The organism is Streptomyces sp. NBC_01622 (assembly GCF_045209635.1).
Taxonomy (GTDB): Bacteria; Actinomycetota; Actinomycetes; order Streptomycetales; family Streptomycetaceae; genus Streptomyces.
The window spans coordinates 3,558,702-3,573,817 of record NZ_CP109293.1 but is presented as its reverse complement, the minus strand read 5'-3'; the positions used below and the strand labels follow the sequence as shown (position 1 = coordinate 3,573,817).

Below are 15,116 nucleotides of genomic sequence, written 5' to 3'. Positions count from 1 at the left end.
GAATTGGTCGGTATGCACACAGGGTGGTGAGCAAACTCACACGCGGATCATGGGCTCTTCGCGCGTTCGGCCGGGAATTGGATGTTTAGCCTGACGCTTTACATGAGGGCACAATCTGCCAACCACCCACCCACGGACGACGAGGGTCGAGTACAACAGTGAAGACCACGATGATGTTCCGCAACATTGCCAACCCGCGACGCACGACGCTGGCGCACCTCGCGGACGCCGACGCGCTGCAGACGCCGGAGCAGCAGGAACACTCGCTCGACCTGCCGGCCCAGACCGCCAACCCGCGCCGCACGATCCTCATGGAGATCCCGGTCACCGCCGCCGCGGAGTAATCGCGCGAGCAGGGGCCCCGCACCGCGTTAGCCTGGAGCGTCAGACTCCAGCCAGCTCAGTGAGGGGCGCCAGGATCCCGTGCGCATCGCCAGATTCTCCATCGACGGGAACGTCGCCTTCGGCGCGGTCGAGGGCGACAAGCCGGACGAACTCGTCCTCGACATCATCAAGGGCATCCCGTTCGCGGACTTCGAACTCTCCGGTACGAAGGTCCCGCTGAGCAAGGTCCGGCTGCTGCCGCCGGTGCTCCCGAACAAGGTCGTCGCCTACGGCCGCAACTACGCCGAGCACGCCAGGGAACTGGGCAACGAGGTGCCGGACGCCCCCTTCGCCTTCTTCAAGCCGTCCACCTCGGTGATCGGCTCCGGCGACGACATCCAGTACCCCTCCTTCACCGAGGACCTCCACCACGAGGCCGAACTGGCCGTCGTCATCGGCCGGATGTGCCGCGAGGTCCCGCGCGAGCGCGTCAAGGACGTCATCCTCGGCTACACCTGCGCCAACGACATCACCGCGCGCGACGTCCAGAAGCGCGAGAAGCAGTGGGCCCGTGCCAAGGGCTTCGACACCTCCTGCCCGCTCGGCCCCTGGGTGGAGACGGACCTCGACCCGAGCGACCTCACCATCCAGCTCACGGTCAACGGCCAGCAGCGACAGCTCGGCCGCACCAGCGAGATGATCCACTCGATCGAGGACCTGATCGTCAACATCACCGAGGCCATGACGCTGCTCCCCGGCGACGTGATCCTCACGGGCACCCCGGCAGGCGTCGGACCGCTCACCGTCGGCGACGAGGTCGCCGTCACCATCGAAGGCATCGGCACTCTCACCAACAAGGTTGTCAAGCGTGGCTAGCGCATCCGCCTCAGCAGTCCGTGTCCGTTTCTGCCCCTCGCCGACCGGCAACCCGCACGTCGGCCTGGTCCGCACCGCCCTGTTCAACTGGGCGTTCGCCAAGCACAACCAGGGCACCCTGGTCTTCCGCATCGAGGACACCGACGCGGCCCGTGACTCCGAGGAGTCCTACGGCCAACTCCTCGACGCGATGCGCTGGCTGGGCTTCGACTGGGACGAGGGCCCCGAGGTCGGCGGCCCGCACGCGCCCTACCGCCAGTCGCAGCGCATGGACATCTACAAGGACATCGCGAAGCGGCTCCAGGACGCCGGCCACGCCTACGACTGCTACTGCTCCACCGAGGAGCTGGACGCCCGCCGCGACGCCGCCCGCGCCGCAGGCAAGCCGTCCGGCTACGACGGCCACTGCCGCGACCTGAGCGCCGAGCAGGTCGAGGCGTACCAGGCCGAGGGCCGCACGCCGATCGTCCGCTTCCGGATGCCCGACGAGACGATCACCTTCACCGACCTGGTCCGCGGCGAGCTGACGTTCACCCCGGAGAACGTCCCGGACTACGGGATCGTCCGGGCCAACGGCGCCCCGCTGTACACGCTCGTCAACCCGGTCGACGACGCCCTGATGGAGATCACCCACGTCCTCCGCGGCGAGGACCTGCTCTCCTCGACGCCCCGTCAGATCGCCCTGTACAAGGCGCTGATCGAGCTGGGCGTCGCCAAGTCGGTGCCGTCCTTCGGGCACTTGCCGTACGTGATGGGCGAGGGCAACAAGAAGCTCTCCAAGCGCGACCCGCAGTCGTCCCTCAACCTCTACCGGGAGCGCGGCTTCCTGCCCGAGGGACTGCTCAACTACCTTTCCCTGCTTGGCTGGTCGCTCTCGGCCGACCAGGACATCTTCACGATGGACGAGATGGTCGCGGCCTTCGACATCGCGGACGTCAACCCCAACCCGGCCCGCTTCGACCTGAAGAAGTGCGAGGCGATCAACGCCGACCACATCCGCCTGCTCGACGTGAAGGACTTCACCGAGCGCTGTGCCCCGTGGCTGAAGGCCCCGTTCGCCCCCTGGGCGCCGGAGGACTTCGACGAGGCCAAGTGGCAGGCCGTCGCACCGCACGCGCAGACCCGCCTGAAGGTGCTGTCGGAGATCACGGACAACGTCGACTTCCTCTTCCTGCCCGAGCCGGTCGAGGACGAGGCGTCCTGGACGAAGGCCATGAAGGAGGGCTCCGACGCCCTCCTGCGTACGGCCAAGGAGAAGCTGGAGTCGGCGGACTGGTCCTCGCCCGAGTCCCTCAAGGAGGCCGTCCTGGCCGCCGGCGAGGCCCACGGCCTCAAGCTCGGCAAGGCCCAGGCCCCGGTCCGTGTCGCCGTCACCGGCCGCACGATCGGCCTGCCGCTCTTCGAGTCCCTGGAGATCCTGGGCAGGGACAGGACGCTGGCCAGGATCGACGCGGCCCTGGCGAAGCTGGCGGCCTGACCGAGACGTGCGGCAGGGGCGGTATCCGGTGATCCTGGTACCGCCCCTTTCTCGTCAAGAAATCGTAGTGAAATGTTCACGCCATGGCTAAGATCCCTTCGATCCGGAGGTGTGGGGAAGCCGGTTGGTGCACGGGGAGGGGTCTGCATGTTCAAGAGGATTCTCACGGTCGTCGTAGCCGCCGTCGGTCTGGCGGTCGCCGCGACGGCGCCCGCGGCAGCCGTCGACAGCGGGTCCAGCAAGAACGCCTGCGGCGTGGTGTATTTCTACCCGGACGGCGACACCTTCAAGTTCCTGGACACCTGCTCCGACGGCCACGGTGTCCTCCTCTACTGGACGACGCCGACCACCGGGCAGCCGCACACGACCGACTCCGCCCAGTCCAAGGCGTACACCGGCGGCTACACCGGCTGGGACCTGGACAACGCCTATGTCTACGACAAGGACTTCACCGAGGGCGCCTGCTTCTACTACCGCGTCGGCCTCACCGAGAGCGGTGGCTACATCATCGGGTCCTACGGTTCCTGGACCCTGTCCTGCGCCTGAGAGTTGACGACCGTGGGACCCCGGCGCGCTGACGTGCCCCGGGGCCCCACGTTATTGTCGGATCATGAGCATTCGGGCCGTGGTCTGGGACGTCGACGACACCCTGTTCGACTACACCGGTGCGGACCGCGCCGCCATGTCCGCGCACCTGGCGGCCGAGGGACTGCTCGACGGGCACCTGAGTGTGGCGCACGCGCTGGAGCGCTGGCGGGTGGCCACCGAGTTCCACTGGGCGCGGTTCTCGGCCGGCGATGTCTCGTTCGAGGGGCAGCGGCTGGACCGGGTCCGGCACTTCCTGGACCAGGAGCTGACCGACGCCGAGGCCGACGACTGGTTCCGGCGCTACAAGACCCACTACGAGACCGCTTGGGCCCTCTTCCCGGACGTCCTGCCCGTCCTCGACACCCTCGCGGCCAGCCACCGGCACGCCGTCCTCTCCAACTCCAGCATCACCGTGCAGGACCACAAGCTGCGTGCCCTCGGGGTGCACGACCGCTTCGAGGTCATCCTGTGCGCGGCCGAACTGGGCGTCTCCAAGCCCGAGGCCGGCGCCTTCCTCGCGGCCTGCGAGGCGCTGGAACTGCCGCCGCACGAGGTGGCGTATGTCGGGGATCACCCGGAGATCGACGGGCGGGGTGCCGCGGACGCCGGTCTGCTCTCCGTCTGGATCGACCGCCACGGCGGGCACGCCCCCGGTGAGGCCCTGGTGGGACGGCACCGGATCGCTTCTCTCGCCGAACTCCCCGCGCTCCTCGGCGCTGATACCCGTTTTGGAGCCCCGTCCACCTTCAGGTAATGTTCTTCCTGCGCCGCCGGAGAACAGGCCGAAGGGTCAGGTACCCGGAGGCGCACGCTAGAACAAGATCCCGACAGGGGTTGCGTTCGGTGGCCTATGGTGTAATTGGCAGCACGACGGTTTCTGGTTCCGTTAGTCTAGGTTCGAGTCCTGGTAGGCCAGCTCGCAGAGCTCATCTGCAACCGCAGAGGACAACTCTGCAAAGCCCCCGTTGTGTAGCGGCCTAGCACGCTGCCCTCTCACGGCAGTAGCGCCGGTTCGAATCCGGTCGGGGGTACAGATCCTTCCCAGGAAGGTGGCCGGGTCGCACCCGCCGCCTCTCATGCAGGATCGCTAGGGCCCCCGTTGTGTAGCGGCCTAGCACGCTGCCCTCTCACGGCAGTAGCGCCGGTTCGAATCCGGTCGGGGGTACGCTTTACCTTGAACAGCATTGGTCTATGGTGTAATTGGCAACACTACGGTTTCTGGTACCGTCATTCTAGGTTCGAGTCCTGGTAGACCAGCTTTGATCTGCGGAAACGCAAGATCTGGGCCCCCGTTGTGTAGCGGCCTAGCACGCTGCCCTCTCACGGCAGTAGCGCCGGTTCGAATCCGGTCGGGGGTACGTACAGGAAAGGCCCTCCACTTCGGTGGGGGGCTTTATCCATGCCCGCTCACTCGAAGCCGTACCGTCGCGCCGACTCCTCCTCCTGCGCCAGCCGGTGCAGCGCCTGGAGCACCGGCTCGACGAAGATCGCGCCCGCGACCGCCGTCTCCACCTTCTCGGCCTCCGAGGGGTGCGTCTCCACGAAGTCCAGGTCGAGGACGGCCGCCTCATGCATCAACTTGGCGTAGTTCACGACGAGTTCGGGGGGCCAGTCGTAGCCGAGCCGGCGAAGTGCGGCCACCGCCACCACCAGTGAGCGGTAGGACGGCGAAATGGTCACCAGGGCCTGGGAGTTGGACCAGCCCAGCGTCTCCAGGAGCTTGTCCACCTCGCGGTGCGCGGCCTGGACGTACTCGTCCTCCGCGTCCGGCTCCGGAACCTGCGGCAGCGCCCAAAGTGCCGCGCCCAGCCGGATCGTACGGCCGAGGGAGTCGTCGTCGACATGGCCGAGCACCTCGCGGACCGTGGCCACCGGCAGCCGGCCCACCTGGATCATCGCGCGCACCAGCCGCAGCCGGCGCAGCTGCTCCTCGTCGTACTCGGCGGTGGTCGTGTTGACCTGGCGGCCGGGTCTCAACAGGCCTTCGCGCAGGTAGTACTTGATCGTCGCGATGGACACACCGCTGCGCTCGCTCAACTCGGCCAGCCGCATGTCTTGCGCCCTTCCTCGGGTACCGGCACTATCCAAACACGGGTCATCGGATAGTGCTGGTACCCAACAAGGGGGGTCATGTTCGTGAAGGCTGTCAACGGCCGTACCACCGCTGCCGCCGAGGGGGAGGTGGTGGTGCTGCTCATCGGGATGCGCATCAACCGCTTCTGGGCCGTGCACCACTGGGTGCCGGTGTTCCTCGCGATGCCGCGCATGCTGCGGGAGTTGGGGAAGGACAAGAGCCGCGGACTGCTCGGGCACGTACTGCTGACGGCGTCCCCGCGGACGTACTACGTCGTCCAGTACTGGGAGTCCAAGGAGAAGCTCTACAAGTACGCGAGTTCGCCCGACATGTTGCACCACAGAGCGTGGGCGATCATCAACCGCAAGGAGAAGGCGGGGAAGGTGCGCGGGCACGTCGGGTTGTGGCACGAGAGCTATGTGGTGCCGGAGGGGTCCTACGAGGCGATCTACGCCGACATGCCGGCCTTCGGACTCGCGGCGGCGCACGGACAGGTGCCGGTGGAGCGGCGGGGGAGGCGGGCGAAGGACCGGTTCGCCTATCGCTCGGAGAAGGCGACGTCCGACTAAACGGGTCGGGTGCAGTCGGCAGCGCCCCGGAGGGGCGCGGGGCTGTGTCGATATGCGGCTCCGCCGCGTGGGCGCGACGAGCCACGACGGCGCAGCAGTGGAACGACGGCACATCGCGGAACTTCCCAGCGGAGCGTTCCGCTCCGGACATGACGGAGGGCCTGCCGCGGCGTTGAGGCAGGCCCTCCTGTGCTGTTTCCGGGGGATCAGCCGGTGCGGCGCAGGGCCTCGGAGAGGCGGGCGGCGGCGTCGATGACGGCCTGGGCGTGCATACGGCCCGGGTGGCGCGTCAGGCGCTCGATGGGGCCGGAGACGGACACGGCGGCCACCACGCGGTTCGAGGGGCCGCGTACCGGCGCGGAGACGGACGCGACGCCCGGCTCGCGCTCGCCGATGGACTGGGCCCAGCCCCGGCGCCGTACGCCCGAGAGGGCCGTGGCCGTGAAGCGGGCGCCCTGGAGGCCGCGGTGCAGACGCTCCGGCTCCTCCCAGGCCATCAGGATCTGGGCCGAGGAACCGGCTTTCATCGTGAGGGTCGAGCCGACCGGGACCGTGTCCCGGAGTCCGGACAGGCGTTCCGCCGCGGCCACGCAGATGCGCATGTCGCCCTGGCGGCGGTAGAGCTGAGCGCTCTCGCCCGTGATGTCCCGCAGATGCGTGAGCACCGGGCCCGCCGTGGCGAGCAGCCGGTCCTCGCCGGCCGCCGCGGCCAGCTCGGCGAGCCGGGGGCCGAGAATGAAACGGCCCTGCATGTCGCGCGCCACCATACGGTGGTGTTCCAGAGCCACGGCCAGCCGGTGTGCCGTGGGTCGTGCCAGCCCGGTCGCCGCGACCAGACCCGCGAGGGTGGCCGGACCGGACTCCAGAGCGCCCAGGACAAGAGCTGCCTTGTCCAGGACGCCGACGCCGCTACTGTTGTCCATGAAACGATACTCGCGTCTCACTCTGTGAAACGCAAGTTCCTTTTTTCGTGAGACGCGCAACTCTTGTAGGCACAGCGGCCCGCGTACCAAACGGGCCAGGCGGCGGCTGCCCGTGAACCAGGGGTGCGAGCGCCGTCTCCTCAAGATCTCTAGTTGGGCCGGCGCTGTTTCGCCGGCCGGAGGGAAAGCGATGGGTAGGACACTCGCGGAGAAGGTCTGGGACGACCATGTCGTCCGGCGCGCCGAGGGCGAGCCCGACCTCCTCTTCATCGATCTGCACCTGCTGCACGAGGTGACCAGCCCGCAGGCCTTCGACGGTCTCCGCCAGGCCGGGCGTCCCGTGCGGCGCCTCGACCTCACCATCGCCACCGAGGATCACAACACCCCGACCCTCGACATCGACAAGCCCATCGCGGACCCGGTCTCCCGGGCCCAGCTGGAGACGCTGCGCAAGAACTGCGCCGACTTCGGCGTGCGCCTGCACTCCCTCGGCGACGTCGAGCAGGGTGTCGTCCACGTCGTAGGACCGCAGCTGGGGCTGACCCAGCCCGGTACGACGGTCGTGTGCGGTGACTCCCACACCTCCACCCACGGCGCCTTCGGCGCGCTGGCGTTCGGTATCGGCACCTCCCAGGTGGAGCACGTGCTGGCGACGCAGACGCTGCCGCTGGCCCGCCCGAAGACCATGGCCATCACGGTCGACGGCGAACTGCCCGGCGGCGTCACCGCCAAGGACCTGATCCTCGCCATCATCGCGAAGATCGGCACCGGCGGCGGCCAGGGCTACATCCTCGAATACCGCGGCTCCGCCATCGAGAAGCTCTCGATGGAAGCCCGCATGACCATCTGCAACATGTCGATCGAGGCCGGCGCCCGCGCGGGCATGATCGCCCCCGACGAGACCACCTTCGAGTACATCAAGGGTCGCGCCCACGCCCCCGAGGGCGAGGACTGGGACGCCGCCGTCGCGTACTGGAAGACCCTGAAGACCGACGACGACGCCGCGTTCGACGCCGAGGTCGTCATCGACGGCCCCTCGCTGGCGCCGTTCGTCACCTGGGGCACCAACCCCGGTCAGGGCGCGCCCCTTTCGGCGTCCGTCCCCGACCCGGCTTCGTACGAAGACGCTTCGGAGCGCTTCGCCGCCGAAAAGGCCCTGGAATACATGGGGTTGGAGGCCGGCCAGCCGCTGCGCGACATCAAGGTGGACACCGTCTTCGTAGGTTCGTGCACCAACGGCCGTATCGAGGACCTGCGTGCCGCCGCCGCGATCGTCGAGGGCCGCAAAGTCGCCGACGGCGTACGGATGCTGGTCGTCCCGGGCTCCGCGCGGGTCGGTCTGCAGGCCGTCTCCGAGGGTCTGGACGTCGTCTTCAAGGAGGCCGGCGCCGAATGGCGGCACGCGGGCTGCTCGATGTGTCTGGGCATGAACCCGGACCAACTGGCGCCCGGTGAGCGCTCCGCGTCCACCTCCAACCGCAACTTCGAAGGCAGGCAGGGCAAGGGCGGCCGTACGCACCTGGTCTCGCCGCAGGTCGCCGCCGCGACCGCCGTGCTGGGCCATCTGGCCTCGCCCGCCGACCTGTCCGACGCCCCTGTGCCCGCTGGAGTCTGAGAGTCATGGAAGCATTCACCACGCACACCGGCCGGGCCGTCCCGCTGCGCCGCAGCAACGTGGACACCGACCAGATCATCCCCGCCCACTGGCTCAAGAAGGTGACCAGGGACGGCTTCGAGGACGGGCTCTTCGAGGCGTGGCGCAAGGACGAGAACTTCGTCCTCAACCGGCCCGAGCGCAAGGGAGCGACGGTCCTGGTGGCAGGCCCCGACTTCGGCACCGGCTCCTCCCGCGAGCACGCCGTGTGGGCGCTGCAGAACTACGGCTTCAAGGCCGTCATCTCCTCCCGGTTCGCCGACATCTTCCGAGGCAACTCGCTGAAGAACGGCCTGCTCACGGTGGTTCTGGAGCAGAAGACCGTGGACGCGCTGCAGGAACTCACCGAGAAGGACCCGCAGGCCGAGATCACGGTCGACCTGGAGGCCCGCGAGGTGCGTGCCGAAGGCATCACCGCCGCCTTCGAACTCGACGAGAACGCCCGCTGGCGGCTGCTGAACGGACTGGACGACATCTCCATCACCCTCCAGAACGAGGGCGACATCTCCGCGTACGAGGCCAAGCGCCCCTCGTACAAGCCGCGGACGGTCCAGGTCTGACCCCAACCCCCGCACCAGGTCGAGATCCGGCCACCGCGACACCCTCTGTACCCCCGATCGCCACGATTGGGGGTACAGCCATGTCTGCACTCGAACGGCCCCGCGCGCCTCCAACGCTTCTCCCAACTTCCCATGTTAGACAGGGTGTTGACTGGGTAGGCGCAGCTTTGAGCCAAGGCTGCCGCCGGGCTCCGTCAGGCCGTTCGAGGCACCAGTTGCGACCCCCGCAGGCGACAACTCGCCCCAGATGGCACAATCTGTGCATGGAACACGACGGCCAACTCAAGCTCTATGCGGCAGTCGCGGACCAACTCAAGGAAGCGCACACAAGGGTGCGCGCACTGCAAGTCCCGGAGGGCGTACGGATGGCGCTGGCCCGGAAGCTGCTGGTCATTACGGCCGCGGCCAAGCACGATCTCGCCGACGCGACAAGGCGACTGGACCGGTTCACGGCCGACCTCGACGCGGGTCGATTCCCCGAAGAGGAACGCTGAACAAGTCCAGGACAGTCGAGTTCGTTGCGGCGCACGGGTGATTAGCCCGTTTCGTGTTTGATTTGCGGTATATATCTGCCTAACGTGCGGAAAAGCCTGAACACTTTCGTTCCGGCAATGTCTCCGAAGGGGAAGACGTGAACAAGGCGCAGCTCGTAGAAGCGATTGCCGACAAGGTCGGTGGCCGTCAGCAGGCCGCCGAGGCGGTCGACGCGGTACTGGACGCCGTCGTCCGTGCCGTCGTCAGTGGGGACCGGGTCTCGGTCACCGGTTTCGGTTCGTTCGAGAAGGTCGACCGTCCGGCCCGTTACGCCCGCAACCCCCAGACGGGCGAGCGGGTTCGGGTCAAGAAGACCTCCGTTCCGCGCTTCCGCGCGGGCCAGGGTTTCAAGGACCTGGTGAGCGGCTCGAAGAAGCTCCCGCGCGGTGGCGAGGTCGCCGTCAAGAAGGCGCCCAAGGGCAGCCTGAGCGGCACCGCTTCGGCGACGGTCAAGAAGGCCGCGGCCAAGAAGACCACCGCCAAGAGGGCGACGGCCACCGCGAAGAAGACCGTGGCGAAGAAGACCGTGGCGAAGAAGACGGCGGCCAAGACGGCCACCGCCAAGAAGACCACGGCCAAGAAGGCGACCGCCAAGAAGACCACGGCGACGGCCAAGAAGACGGCGGCCAAGAAGGCCACCGGCACCGCCAAGAAGGCCGCGGCCAAGAAAGCCCCGGCCAAGAAGTCGACGACGCGCAAGACCACCGCCAAGAAGGCCACCGCCACCCGCTAGTCAGCGGAACGCAGGGCACTCACGCGCCGGGCCGGACTCCCGTTGGGAGTCCGGCCCGCGGCGTGTTCACGGCCCGTGCACGGGCGTTCAGAAGGTTTGCAGCGTCACCAGTGTGATCCTGAGCCGGTCCTCGGGCCCCTCGGTCTCGATCCGCACCCGCTGTCCCGGCCGCAGCAGCCGCAGCCCGCCCGCGTCGAACGCGGCGGCGTCAAAAGGCACCGGGGTGCCGTCGTCGAGCAGAACGCTGCCGGTACGGGTCCCGGCGTCGTAGGTGTAAGCGGTCGCCTGCATGGCCGCAGCCTACTGCCCGCCCGCGGCCCCCGGCCGTCCCGGAATCAGCAGTCCCGCGGCCGCTGCCGCCGTGCGCGGGCCCACACCCAGGGCCAGCGCCGCCCGCAGGTCCTCGCCGGTGTCCACGTCCTGCCGTACGGAATCCACCGCGTCCAGGGCGAGTTCGGCCGCGCCGGAGGCGCGATGGCGGGCGCGGGAATCGGTGCCGAATGCCGGGAGCAATTCCCGGCCCGCCCGCGCGGTGAGCAAGGTGGTGCCGATTGCGGCGGCGTCCGGGAGAAAAGCACGCGGGAATTCCGCCGCCGCGTCCAGAACCCGGGCCAATTCCATGGGGCGCAGGGCCGGCAGATCGGCGTTCAGGGCCGCCACCGCGCTTTCGGGGCGGGAAACCCGCACGACCGTCACCGCGTGCCGCAGCGCGGCGTTCAGACCGTCTCCCGGCTCGTCCGCGACGATCCGGGCGCCCAGCGCGGCCAGTTCGCGGCCGGCCAGGGCGTCGCCCGTGACGACCGCCACATCGCGGACCGCCGGGCAGGCCAGCACGGCTGCCACGGTGTCCTGCGCGAAGGCGAGGGCGAGTCCCGGCCGCAGCCCGTCGCCGGCCGTGTCCGAGAGCCTGGTCTTGGCTCGCGCCAGAGACTTCAGGGGTATGACCAAGGTCCACTGCACGCGGGTTCCGTCCCTCTCTTGTCGCGGCCATTGTCACCCGGAGCCCCTGGCGTTGTCGGTGGCGGGGCGTACGGTGTTCTCGACAGACCGACGGCCTGGGGCGACACTTGTGCGGCCCCTCAGGTCCTAGAGGAAGGTGTTCGCGTGCCCCGCCGCAGAATCGGGTTCTGGTACCGCTTCGCAGCGGTCCTCTGCAAACCGCCGCTGGTGGTTCTGATCAAGCGGGACTGGCGTGGAATGGAGCACATTCCGGCCGAGGGCGGATTTATCACCGCGGTGAACCACAATTCGCACGTAGATCCCCTCGCGTACGCTCACTTTCAGTACAACACCGGGCGCGTTCCGCGATTCCTCGCGAAGAGCGGCCTTTTCAAGAAGGGATTCGTCGGTGCCGCGATGCGCGGCACCGGACAGATCCCCGTCTATCGCGAGACCACGGACGCGCTGAGCGCCTTCCGCGCCGCGATCGACGCCGTGGAGCGCGGTGAATGCGTCGCGTTCTATCCCGAGGGCACCATCACCCGCGACCCCGACCAGTGGCCCATGACCGGCAAGACCGGTGCCGCGCGCGTGGCCCTGCAGACCAAGTGCCCGGTGATTCCCGTGGCGCAGTGGGGCGCCAACGAGCTGCTGCCGCCGTACGCCAAGAAGCTGCACGTCTTCCCGCGCAAGACCAGCCATGTGCTCGCGGGCCCGCCGGTGGACCTCACGCGTTTCTACGGCAAGGACATGAGCCCGGACCTCCTCAAGGAGGCGACCGAGGTCATCATGGCCGACATCACACGCCTGTTGGAGCAGATCCGCGGCGCCAAGGCACCCGAGACGCCCTACGACCCGCGCCGCGAGCGGATCGAGCAGCGGCGCCGGACGGCCGCGGAAACCCAGGAGTTGGAGTCTCGGGCCGAGTTGGCGATGGAGCCGAAGGTCGAGCAGGAAGAGGAGCAGGGTACGTGAGCAAGCCGGTCAAGGCGGCTGTTTTCAGCGCCGGTTCATGGGGCACGGCTTTCGGCATGGTGCTCGCCGACGCGGGGTGCGAGGTCACCCTGTGGGGGCGCCGCGCGGAAGTCGTGGACGCCATCAACTCCGGCCGTACGAACCCCGACTACTTCCCCGGTGTCGAACTCCCGGAGAACCTGCGGGCCACCACCGACCCCGCCGAGGCCGCCGCCCACGCCGACTTCACCGTCCTGTCGGTCCCTTCGCAGACGCTGCGCGCCAACCTGGCCGACTGGGCACCCCTGTTGGCGCCCGACACGGTCCTCGTCTCGCTCATGAAGGGCGTCGAACTCGGCTCCGTCATGCGGATGAGCGAGGTCATCGAGGACGTCGCCAAGGTGGGCCGGGACCGTATCGCCGTGGTCTCCGGACCCAACCTCGCACGGGAGATCGCCTCCCGGATGCCGGCCGCCGCGGTGGTCGCGTGCACCGACGAAGCGGTGGCCCGCCGGCTCCAAGCCGCCTGCCACACCCCGTACTTCAGGCCGTACACCATCACCGACGTCGTGGGCTGCGAGCTCGGCGGCGCGGTGAAGAACGTGATCGGGCTCGCCGTCGGCATCGCGGACGGCATGGGGCTCGGGGACAACGCGAAGGGCTCGCTCATCACGCGCGGTCTCGTCGAGACGACCCGGCTCGGTATCGCGATGGGCGCCGACCCGCTCACCTTCTCCGGACTCGCCGGCCTCGGCGACCTGGTGGCGACCTGCTCCTCGCCGCTGTCGCGCAACCACACCTTCGGCACCAACCTCGGCAAGGGCATGACCCTCCAGGAGACCATCGCGGTCACCAAGCAGACCGCCGAGGGCGTCAAGTCCTGCGAATCCGTACTGGACTTGGCCCGCAGGCACGGCGTCGACATGCCGATCACCGAAACGGTCTTCGAGATCGTGCACGAGGGCAAGTCGCCGGTGGTCGCCGTCAAGGAGCTGATGTCGCGGAGCGCTAAGCCCGAGCGACGCTGAGCGCTCCGCTGGGTGGGGCGTGGGGGTGGGGGCCGCCTTGTGTCGTCGGGTGGCTGCGGCGCCGTCGTGGCTGGGCGCGCTCACGCGGCGGTAGCCGCATGTCGATACAGCCCCGCTCCCCTTTGGGGCGCTGTACGAACCGCCCGCCGTCAACGGACGCTGACTCAAGGCAGTACCACCGGGTACGCTCATCGCGATATGAGCACCGAGAATCTCTCCCAGAGCCCTGAGCAGCCGCCTCGCAAGCCGCGTGTGGCCGTCGTGTTCGGCGGTCGCAGCTCCGAACACGGGATCTCCGTGGTCACCGCCGGCGCCGTCCTCGCGGCCATCGACCGGACCAAGTACGACGTCCTGCCGATCGGCATCACCCGCGAAGGCCGCTGGGCCCTCACCGCCGACGCGCCGGAGCGCATGGCGATCACCGACCGCCGCACCCCGGACGTCGAGGAGCTCGCCGAGTCGAGCGACGGCGGAGTGGTGCTCCCGCTCGACCCCGGAAACCGCGAAGTCGTCATCAGCGAACCGGGATCCGTGCCCAAGGCCCTCGGCGAGGTCGACGTCGTCTTCCCCGTCCTGCACGGCCCCTACGGCGAGGACGGCACCCTCCAGGGACTCCTGGAGCTGTCCGGTGTGCCGTACGTGGGCGCGGGTGTGCTCGCCTCGGCCGTCGGCCAGGACAAGGAGTACATGAAGCGGGTGTTCACCTCGTTCGGCCTCAAGGTCGGCCCCTACGTGGTGATCCGGCCGCGCGAGTGGCAGCGGGACGAATCCGCCGCCCGCAAGAAGATCGTCGACTTCGCCGGTGAGCACGGCTGGCCGCTGTTCGTGAAGCCCGCGCGCGCGGGTTCGTCGATCGGCATCACCAAGGTGGACGACCTGGCCGGACTCGACGAGGCGATCGAGGAGGCGCAGCGGCACGACCCGAAGATCCTCGTGGAGGCCGCGCTGCGCGGACGCGAGATCGAGTGCGGGGTGCTGGAGTTCGAGGACGGGCCGCGGGCCAGCGTGCCGGCCGAGATCCCGCCGCCCCAGGAGCACGCGTACTACGACTTCGAGGCGAAGTACATCGACTCGACCCCCGGTATCGTGCCCGCCCCGCTGACCCCCGAGGAGACCGCCGAGGTCCAGAAGCTCGCGGTGGACGCCTTCGACGCGGCCTCCTGCGAGGGGCTGGTGCGGGCGGACTTCTTCCTCACCGCGGACGGCGAGTTCGTCATCAACGAGATCAACACCATGCCCGGTTTCACGCCGATCTCGATGTACCCGCAGATGTGGCAGGCCAGCGGCGTCCCCTACGGGGAGCTGGTGGACCGTCTGGTGCAGGCGGCGCTGCGCCGCTCGACCGGACTGCGCTGAACGGGCCGGTCCGGTCGATCTAGTCGGCGATCCCTGCGGGGATCGCCTTCTGCACGGACTTCGCCAGGTCGACCAGGGGTGCCAGACCGTCTCCGGTGCGGTCCTTCGGGATGGTCACCTCGACGTACGCCTTGCGCAGCGTCGTGGTGAACCGGAAGGACCCGTCGTCCTGCTTCTGCAGCAGCCAGCCGACGCCGTTCACCTCGACGCCGTCGGCCTCGGGGTCGTTCATCTTCGCGGGTCTGACGACACCGCAGCGCAGTATGATCGCCGGGTTCCCCCAGCCCGCGGTCAGCGCGGACGCGGGCTCGGGATCCCGGCGGCCCCGGCCGTCGACCTTCGACGGCAGCACCTTGTCCAGATTCCGGCACAGCCCGGTGACCCTCGCGCCCGGTGAGGGAACCGCCGCCGACGCGCTGTCGTCTGCTGAGGAGCAGCCCGCGAGGGTGATCAGCGGGGCGAGCACGGACAGCCCGATGACAGAACGGCGCCGGTGACGGAGAGAGTTCACCGGCCAAGGGTAGACG

General features: G+C 68.7%; 18 protein-coding genes and 5 tRNA genes. 18 read left to right on the top strand and 5 right to left on the bottom strand.

Annotated elements, in window-relative coordinates:
• Positions 1–158 precede the first annotated feature (158 nt).
• The 10 genes from OH768_RS15870 (at position 159) to OH768_RS15825 (ending at position 4,623) form a co-directional block, all read left to right on the top strand.
• Positions 159–344, top strand: coding sequence for a hypothetical protein (locus tag OH768_RS15870; RefSeq protein WP_200686386.1), 186 nt, complete (start codon positions 159–161; stop codon positions 342–344).
• 79 nt (positions 345–423) lie between these two features.
• The gene (locus OH768_RS15865; protein ID WP_019068715.1) at positions 424–1,200 is read left to right on the top strand and encodes a fumarylacetoacetate hydrolase family protein; all 777 of its coding nucleotides are present in this window, start codon (positions 424–426) and stop codon (positions 1,198–1,200) included.
• Positions 1,193–2,677, top strand: a complete 1,485-nt coding sequence (gene gltX, locus OH768_RS15860) for a glutamate--tRNA ligase (protein WP_406454119.1) — start codon at positions 1,193–1,195, stop codon at positions 2,675–2,677. Before OH768_RS15865 ends, gltX begins: the two co-directional genes overlap by 8 nt.
• A 147-nt stretch (positions 2,678–2,824) precedes the next feature.
• Positions 2,825–3,223: a hypothetical protein gene (locus OH768_RS15855; protein WP_406454117.1), complete on the top strand. Its 399-nt coding sequence runs from the start codon at positions 2,825–2,827 to the stop codon at positions 3,221–3,223.
• 64 nt (positions 3,224–3,287) lie between these two features.
• Positions 3,288–4,019, top strand: coding sequence for an HAD family hydrolase (locus OH768_RS15850; protein WP_406454115.1), 732 nt, complete (start codon positions 3,288–3,290; stop codon positions 4,017–4,019).
• Between the two features lie 90 nt (positions 4,020–4,109).
• A tRNA-Gln gene (locus tag OH768_RS15845) sits at positions 4,110–4,181 on the top strand.
• Positions 4,182–4,223: 42 nt separating this feature from the next.
• Positions 4,224–4,296: transfer RNA gene (locus OH768_RS15840), tRNA-Glu, on the top strand.
• Positions 4,297–4,357: 61 nt separating this feature from the next.
• A tRNA-Glu gene (locus tag OH768_RS15835) sits at positions 4,358–4,430 on the top strand.
• A 20-nt stretch (positions 4,431–4,450) separates the two neighbouring features.
• Positions 4,451–4,522 (top strand) — tRNA-Gln (locus tag OH768_RS15830).
• 28 nt (positions 4,523–4,550) lie between these two features.
• A tRNA-Glu gene (locus OH768_RS15825) sits at positions 4,551–4,623 on the top strand.
• 49 nt (positions 4,624–4,672) lie between these two features.
• On the opposite strand, the gene OH768_RS15820 is transcribed toward OH768_RS15825, so the two are convergent.
• Positions 4,673–5,317, bottom strand: a complete 645-nt coding sequence (locus tag OH768_RS15820; protein WP_406454113.1) for a MerR family transcriptional regulator — start codon at positions 5,315–5,317, stop codon at positions 4,673–4,675.
• 78 nt (positions 5,318–5,395) lie between these two features.
• On the opposite strand from OH768_RS15820, the gene OH768_RS15815 reads away from it, so the two are divergent.
• Positions 5,396–5,908, top strand: coding sequence for a DUF4188 domain-containing protein (locus OH768_RS15815; RefSeq protein WP_406454111.1), 513 nt, complete (start codon positions 5,396–5,398; stop codon positions 5,906–5,908).
• Positions 5,909–6,114: 206 nt separating this feature from the next.
• Here the strand turns inward: OH768_RS15815 and ndgR are convergent, their stop codons facing one another.
• On the bottom strand, positions 6,115–6,831 hold the full coding sequence (gene ndgR, locus OH768_RS15810) for an IclR family transcriptional regulator NdgR (RefSeq protein ID WP_019068721.1): 717 nt from the start codon (positions 6,829–6,831) through the stop codon (positions 6,115–6,117).
• Positions 6,832–7,021: 190 nt separating this feature from the next.
• Here ndgR and leuC point away from each other — a divergent pair, with 190 nt between their 5' ends.
• From leuC to OH768_RS15790, 4 genes are all read left to right on the top strand, one after another.
• Positions 7,022–8,446, top strand: coding sequence for a 3-isopropylmalate dehydratase large subunit (leuC, locus tag OH768_RS15805; protein WP_406454109.1), 1,425 nt, complete (start codon positions 7,022–7,024; stop codon positions 8,444–8,446).
• A 5-nt stretch (positions 8,447–8,451) separates the two neighbouring features.
• Positions 8,452–9,045: a 3-isopropylmalate dehydratase small subunit gene (leuD, locus tag OH768_RS15800; protein WP_406454107.1), complete on the top strand. Its 594-nt coding sequence runs from the start codon at positions 8,452–8,454 to the stop codon at positions 9,043–9,045.
• Positions 9,046–9,308: 263 nt separating this feature from the next.
• Positions 9,309–9,539 carry a hypothetical protein gene (locus OH768_RS15795; protein WP_019068724.1) on the top strand — a complete coding sequence of 77 codons (231 nt, stop codon included), beginning with the start codon at positions 9,309–9,311 and terminating at the stop codon, positions 9,537–9,539.
• A 137-nt stretch (positions 9,540–9,676) separates the two neighbouring features.
• Positions 9,677–10,312 carry an HU family DNA-binding protein gene (locus OH768_RS15790; RefSeq protein ID WP_406454105.1) on the top strand — a complete coding sequence of 212 codons (636 nt, stop codon included), beginning with the start codon at positions 9,677–9,679 and terminating at the stop codon, positions 10,310–10,312.
• A gap of 87 nt (positions 10,313–10,399) precedes the next feature.
• Here the strand turns inward: OH768_RS15790 and OH768_RS15785 are convergent, their stop codons facing one another.
• Complete coding sequence (locus tag OH768_RS15785) at positions 10,400–10,603, bottom strand: hypothetical protein (protein WP_406454103.1); 204 nt, start codon at positions 10,601–10,603, stop codon at positions 10,400–10,402.
• Positions 10,604–10,612: 9 nt separating this feature from the next.
• Positions 10,613–11,272: a 2-phospho-L-lactate guanylyltransferase gene (gene cofC, locus OH768_RS15780; RefSeq protein WP_406454101.1), complete on the bottom strand. Its 660-nt coding sequence runs from the start codon at positions 11,270–11,272 to the stop codon at positions 10,613–10,615.
• A gap of 144 nt (positions 11,273–11,416) precedes the next feature.
• On the opposite strand from cofC, the gene OH768_RS15775 reads away from it, so the two are divergent.
• From OH768_RS15775 to OH768_RS15765, 3 genes are all read left to right on the top strand, one after another.
• On the top strand, positions 11,417–12,226 hold the full coding sequence (locus OH768_RS15775) for a lysophospholipid acyltransferase family protein (protein ID WP_406454099.1): 810 nt from the start codon (positions 11,417–11,419) through the stop codon (positions 12,224–12,226).
• Positions 12,223–13,233, top strand: coding sequence for an NAD(P)H-dependent glycerol-3-phosphate dehydrogenase (locus OH768_RS15770; RefSeq protein ID WP_406454097.1), 1,011 nt, complete (start codon positions 12,223–12,225; stop codon positions 13,231–13,233). The genes OH768_RS15775 and OH768_RS15770 overlap by 4 nt, the downstream gene beginning before the upstream one ends.
• A gap of 198 nt (positions 13,234–13,431) precedes the next feature.
• Positions 13,432–14,589, top strand: a complete 1,158-nt coding sequence (locus OH768_RS15765) for a D-alanine--D-alanine ligase family protein (protein ID WP_406454095.1) — start codon at positions 13,432–13,434, stop codon at positions 14,587–14,589.
• A 19-nt stretch (positions 14,590–14,608) separates the two neighbouring features.
• On the opposite strand, the gene OH768_RS15760 is transcribed toward OH768_RS15765, so the two are convergent.
• Positions 14,609–15,100: a DUF3515 domain-containing protein gene (locus OH768_RS15760; protein ID WP_406454093.1), complete on the bottom strand. Its 492-nt coding sequence runs from the start codon at positions 15,098–15,100 to the stop codon at positions 14,609–14,611.
• Positions 15,101–15,116 lie beyond the last annotated feature (16 nt).

Excerpts from the sequence above, each read along its gene's own strand:
- OH768_RS15855 (WP_406454117.1), top strand. The coding sequence starts at position 2,825 with ATGTTCAAGAGGATTCTCACGGTCGTCGTAGCCGCCGTCGGTCTGGCG.
- OH768_RS15850 (WP_406454115.1), top strand. The coding sequence starts at position 3,288 with ATGAGCATTCGGGCCGTGGTCTGGGACGTCGACGACACCCTGTTCGAC.
- OH768_RS15820 (WP_406454113.1), bottom strand. The coding sequence starts at position 5,317 with ATGCGGCTGGCCGAGTTGAGCGAGCGCAGCGGTGTGTCCATCGCGACG.
- OH768_RS15815 (WP_406454111.1), top strand. The coding sequence starts at position 5,396 with ATGTTCGTGAAGGCTGTCAACGGCCGTACCACCGCTGCCGCCGAGGGG.
- ndgR (WP_019068721.1), bottom strand. The coding sequence starts at position 6,831 with ATGGACAACAGTAGCGGCGTCGGCGTCCTGGACAAGGCAGCTCTTGTC.
- leuC (WP_406454109.1), top strand. The coding sequence starts at position 7,022 with ATGGGTAGGACACTCGCGGAGAAGGTCTGGGACGACCATGTCGTCCGG.
- leuD (WP_406454107.1), top strand. The coding sequence starts at position 8,452 with ATGGAAGCATTCACCACGCACACCGGCCGGGCCGTCCCGCTGCGCCGC.
- OH768_RS15795 (WP_019068724.1), top strand. The coding sequence starts at position 9,309 with ATGGAACACGACGGCCAACTCAAGCTCTATGCGGCAGTCGCGGACCAA.
- OH768_RS15785 (WP_406454103.1), bottom strand. The coding sequence starts at position 10,603 with ATGCAGGCGACCGCTTACACCTACGACGCCGGGACCCGTACCGGCAGC.
- OH768_RS15765 (WP_406454095.1), top strand. The coding sequence starts at position 13,432 with ATGAGCACCGAGAATCTCTCCCAGAGCCCTGAGCAGCCGCCTCGCAAG.